Annotated in this window: 4 protein-coding genes; 3 read left to right on the top strand and 1 reads right to left on the bottom strand. The window is 69.1% G+C overall.

The annotated features are described in order from the left end of the window. On the bottom strand, positions 1-908 hold a 908-nt coding region (locus tag K9U41_RS21600; RefSeq protein ID WP_282642902.1), incomplete at its 3' end, for a GlxA family transcriptional regulator. 393 nt (positions 909-1,301) lie between these two features. Between K9U41_RS21600 and K9U41_RS21595 the strand changes: the two genes are divergently transcribed. The 3 genes from K9U41_RS21595 to K9U41_RS21585 all read left to right on the top strand — a co-directional run. Then, positions 1,302-2,648, top strand: a complete 1,347-nt coding sequence (locus K9U41_RS21595) for an L-serine ammonia-lyase (protein ID WP_282642901.1) — start codon at positions 1,302-1,304, stop codon at positions 2,646-2,648. 220 nt (positions 2,649-2,868) lie between these two features. Continuing rightward, positions 2,869-4,143: a serine hydroxymethyltransferase gene (glyA, locus tag K9U41_RS21590; protein ID WP_282642900.1), complete on the top strand. Its 1,275-nt coding sequence runs from the start codon at positions 2,869-2,871 to the stop codon at positions 4,141-4,143. A gap of 114 nt (positions 4,144-4,257) precedes the next feature. Further along, positions 4,258-5,455: sarcosine oxidase subunit beta family protein (locus tag K9U41_RS21585; RefSeq protein ID WP_282642903.1), on the top strand; the 1,198-nt coding region annotated here is incomplete at its 3' end.

Genomic DNA, 5,455 nt, shown 5'->3' with positions numbered 1-5,455 from the left:
AAATGGGAGCCGTCGGCAAAGCCGAGGTCGGCGGCGATGCGGGCGGCGGAAAACGGCGTGTTCCCCAGCATCCAGCGGGCATGGCGCAGCCGCAGCGCCAGATAGCTCTCCTGCGGGCTCTCGCCGAGCCGCTCGGCGAACAGGCGCTCCAGCTGGCGCGGGCTCACCGCCAGCGCATCGGCCAGCGCCGCGATGGGCAGCGGCTCGGCGAGGTTCTGCTCCATCAGCAGCAGCGCGCGGGAGACACGGGCATCGTCGATGCCGCCATCCCCCCGGCCCGGCCCGGCACCCTGCCCGAGACCCGGCGCCGGCTGGGCGCTGTCCGCCGTGCGCGGACGGTCGATGAGCAGGATGTTCAGCGCCTTCTGCGCCACCGCCGATCCCAGATGCTGGGTGACCAGCTGCGCCGCAAGGTCCGCCACCCCCGCCCCACCGGAACAGGTGATGCGGTCGCCATCCACCACGAACAACTGGTCGGCCACCGGCACGAGGGTGGGGAACTCCTCCAGGAAGTCGCGGTAGTGATACCAGCTGACGCAGCATTTGCGCTGCGCCATCAGGCCCAGCCGGCACAGCACGAACGAGCCGGTGCACACCCCCACCAGCGGCACGTTTTCCCGCGCCGCGCGCTGGAGCCAGGTGGCCACCTTGGGCGGCAGCGGCGGCATGCCGTGCAGCAGGCCGCCCACCACCACGATGTAGTCGAAATCGCCGGGATCGCCGAGATCGGCGGTGGGCTGGATATCGATGCCGCAGGACGAGCGCGCGGGGCGCCGGCCGGGGCTCATCACCTGCCAGGAACATCCGATGGGCCGCGAGCGGTCGCCCTCGTCGGCGGCGAGGCGCAGCACGTCCACAAAGCTCGAAAACGCGGTGAGCGTGAAATTGTGCATGAGCACGAAGCCCACCCGCAGCTTCGCGCCCGGGTGCCGGGCGCCCGGCGGCGTTCGGGAGGGCAGAGAATGTCGCATCTGTTCCAGACAAGGGTCGCACCGCGCCGAGATCAAGGCGCGTGAGGCGGGCAAGATCGCAGCATCGGCCCCGTCCGGGGGGCAGGTCAAGACCGGGCGGGAGCGGCGGGGCTTGGTTGGGCACGGCGCGCGCTCACTCCCTCTCCCGCACCGAAGCCGGATGTTTCCGGCTTCGGTGCGGGGGAACCGAACTCGGCAACAGCCGAGTTCGGGCGGGAGAGGGTTCACGGCGGCTCAGGTCAGGGGCCGGAGCATCTCGACAGAAGCATTAGCCCGCCCTCCCAACAGGAGGGCGAGGACGAAACCCGCCACCCAAACCAGAGGCAACGGATGATCAGCGTGTTCGACCTCTTCAAGATCGGCATCGGCCCGTCCTCGTCGCACACGGTGGGGCCCATGGTGGCGGCGCGGCGGTTTCGCGATGGGCTGCCGCAGGGCACGCGGCGCATCACCGCAGAGCTGTTCGGCTCGCTGGCCTGGACCGGCAAGGGCCACGGCTCGGACACCGCCATCTGCCTCGGCCTCATGGGCGCCGCGCCCGATACGCTCGACCCGGACGAGGTACCGGTGCTAACCGCCCGCATCGCCATCCAGAAATTCATCGAGGTGGACGGCGCCCGCATCGCCTTCGATGCCGAGCGCGACCTGATCTTCGATTTCGCGACGCTGCTGCCGCTGCACTCCAACGGCATGCGATTTCGCGCCTTCGCCGAGGACGACACGCTACTGGACGAGCGCGTGTTCTATTCCATCGGCGGCGGCTTCGTGGTGGAGGAGGGCGAGGCCCGCGAGGCGCCGGCGCAGGACGTGCCCCACCCCTTCGCCACGGCGGCGGAGCTGCTCTCCGCCTGCGCCCGCGCGCAGCTGTCCATCGCCGACCTGCAATTGGCCAACGAATGCGCCCTGCGCCCCCGCGAAGACGTGGAGCGCGGCCTGGACGCCATTCTGGAGGCCATGTTCGCCTCCATCGACCGGGGCCTTGCCCGCGAGGGCGCCCTGCCCGGCCGGCTGCGGGTGAAGCGGCGCGCCAGGGCCATCCACGAGAAGCTTCAGGCCGATCGGCTCGCCAACCAGCGCCCGCCCCACGAGATCATGGACTGGGTCTCCGTTTTCGCCATGGCGGTGAACGAGGAGAATGCCGCCGGGGGGCGCATCGTCACCGCCCCCACCAACGGGGCGGCGGGCATCGTGCCGGCGGTGCTGCGCTATGTGCGCGACATCTGTCCCGACACCAGCCACGCCCAGCTGCGGGACTTCCTTCTGACGGCGGCGGCGGTGGGCGCGCTCATCAAGCGCAACGCCTCCATTTCCGGCGCCGAGGTGGGCTGCCAGGGCGAGGTGGGCTCGGCCGCCTCCATGGCAGCGGCGGGGCTCGCGGCGGTGCTGGGGGCAAGCCCGGCGCAGATCGAGAATGCCGCCGAGATCGCCATGGAGCACCACCTGGGCATGACGTGCGATCCCATCGGCGGGCTGGTGCAGATCCCCTGCATCGAGCGCAACGCCTTCGGCGCCAACAAGGCCATCGCGGCGGCCTCGCTGGCGCTGCGGGGCGACGGCATCCACCACGTCTCCCTCGACCAGGTGATCGAGACCATGCGCCAGACCGGCGCCGACATGCAGTCCAAATACAAGGAAACCTCCCAGGGCGGCCTCGCGGTCAACGTGCCGGAATGCTGAGCCGCCCCGCCACCCCGTACCCCGGACCAGCGACGGCGCAGCCGGAGCGCCGATCCGGGGCCCAGCGGACACGTCGGCGAAGCCGGTAATACCCGTCCCGTCCTGCGCTCACGCCGCCTGCGGCGAACCCTGGCGCTGGACCCCGGCTCTCCGTGCGCTCGCGCTCCAGTCGGCCGGGGCACGAAACCATCCCCCATTCCTTCCAGAAGGACCAACGCCCATGACCCTTCACGTTCCCCCCACCCACGCCGCCGACCCCGCCGTGTTCGACGCCATCCGCGCCGAGCTGAAGCGCCAGCAGGACCAGATCGAGCTGATCGCCTCCGAGAACATTGTGTCCGAGGCGGTGCTGGCGGCGCAGGGCTCGGTGCTCACCAACAAGTATGCGGAGGGCCTGCCGGGCAAGCGCTATTACGGCGGCTGCGCGCATGTGGACGTGGTGGAGGAGATCGCCATCGACCGCGCCAAAGAGCTGTTCGGCGCCGGCTTCGCCAATGTGCAGCCCCACTCGGGCGCGCAGGCCAATGCGGCGGTGCTGATGGCCCTGCTCCAGCCCGGCGATACGCTGCTCGGCATGTCGCTGGCGGCGGGCGGCCACCTCACCCACGGCGCGCCGCCCACGCTCTCCGGCAAGTGGTTCAAGGCTATCGGCTATGGCGTCACCCGCGACACCGCCCTCATCGATTATGACGAGGTGGAGCGCCTGGCCCACGAACACAGGCCGAAGCTCATCATCGCCGGCGGCTCGTCCTATCCGCGCATCATCGATTTCGCCCGCTTCCGCGCCATCGCCGATGCGGTGGGCGCGCACCTGATGGTGGATGCGGCCCACTATGCCGGGCTCATCGTGGCGGGGGCCTATCCCTCCCCCTTCCCCCATGCCCATGTGGTGACCACCACCACCCACAAGACCCTGCGCGGCCCGCGCGGCGGCCTCATCCTCACCAACGACGAGGCGTTGGCAAAGAAGCTGAATTCCGCCGTCTTCCCCGGCCTCCAGGGCGGCCCTCTGATGCATGTGATCGCCGCCAAGGCGGTGGCCTTCGGCGAGGCGCTCACCGACGATTTCCGCACCTATTCCCTGAAGGTGGTGTCCAACGCCCGGGCGCTGGCCGGCCGGCTGTCCGAGCGCGGGGCGGCCATCGTCTCGGGGGGCACCGACAGCCACATGGTGCTGGTGGACCTGCGCCCCTTTGGCGTCACCGGCAAGGCGGCGGAAGCGGCGCTGGAGCGCGCCGGCCTCACCTGCAACAAGAACGGCATTCCGTTTGACCCAGAAAAGCCGTTCGTGACCTCGGGCATCCGCCTCGGCACCCCGGCGGGCACCACGCGCGGCTTCGGCATCGCCGAGTTCGAACAGGTGGGCGACATGATCGCCGACGTGCTCACCGGCCTTGCCGCCAACGGCGCCGAGGCCAACGGCAAGGCCGAGGTGGCAACGCGCGCCAAGGTGGCCGAGCTGTGCGCCCGCTTCCCGCTCTATGCGGGGATGTGAGGGACGGGGCGCTGATAGCGCCCCGTCGCATTCATTCCAGAATCCGGTCGCATTTCGACGAGAACGCTGCCCCGGCCGGGCGCATCCTGAATGCAGAACAAGGACGTGAGGCCCATGCGCCGCTTTTCCATTTCCTCGCTGCTTACCGAAGCCCTCAACGGCCATCAGGGCTGGGAGCGCCAGTGGCGCAACCCCACGCCCAAGGCCGCCTATGACGCCATCATCATCGGCGGTGGCGGCCATGGGCTGGGCGCCGCCTATTACCTCGCCAAGGAGCACGGCCTCACCAACATCGCGGTGCTGGAAAAGGGCTGGATCGGCGGCGGCAATGCAGGGCGCAACACCACCATCATCCGCTCCAATTACCTTTATGACGAAAGCGCCGCTTTGTTCGAGCACGCGGTGAAGCTGTGGGAAGGTCTTTCCCAGGAGCTGAACTACAACGTCATGTTCTCCCAGCGTGGCGTCTTGATGCTGGCGCACACTGTGCATGACGTGCAGAGCTTCAAGCGCCACGTCTATTCCAACCGGCTCAACGGCATCGACAACGAGTGGATGACGCCGGAAGAGGCGAAGGCCTTCTGCCCGCCGCTGAACATCTCGCCCGACATCCGCTATCCGGTGATGGGCGCGGCGCTGCAGCGGCGCGGCGGCACGGCGCGCCATGATGCGGTGGTGTGGGGCTATGCCCGCGGCGCCGATGCGCTGGGCGTGGACATCATCCAGAATTGCGAGGTCACCGCCATCACGCGCGGCCCGGATGGCGCGGTGACGGGGGTGGAAACCTCGCGCGGGACCATAAAGACCAAGAAGATCGGCGTCTCCGTGGCCGGCCACACCTCCATGGTGATGGGCATGGCCGGGGTGCGCATGCCGCTGGAAAGCTTCCCGCTGCAGGCGCTGGTTTCCGAGCCGGTGAAGCCGTGCTTTCCCTGCGTGCTCATGTCCAATGCGGTGCACGCCTACATCTCCCAGTCCGACAAGGGCGAGCTGGTGATCGGCGCCGGCACGGACCAGTATGTGTCCTACAGCCAGCAGGGCGGGCTGCACATCACCACCCACACGCTGGATGCCATCTGCGAGCTGTTCCCGCAATTCACCCGCATGAAGATGCTGCGCTCCTGGGGCGGCATCGTGGACGTGACGCCGGACCGCTCGCCCATCGTCGGCAAGACGCCGGTGAAGGGGCTCTATGTGAATTGCGGCTGGGGCACCGGCGGCTTCAAGGCAACGCCGGGCTCGGCCCATGTGTTCGCCCACACCATCGCCCGCGACGCGCCCCACCCCCTCCTGTCTCTTATATACATCTCCT

The sequence above is a fragment of the Xanthobacter autotrophicus genome, from assembly GCF_029991245.1.
Taxonomy (GTDB): Bacteria; Pseudomonadota; Alphaproteobacteria; order Rhizobiales; family Xanthobacteraceae; genus Xanthobacter; species Xanthobacter autotrophicus_C.
The sequence above is the reverse complement of the archived record's forward strand: the minus strand, read 5'-3'. Positions and strand labels throughout refer to the sequence as shown.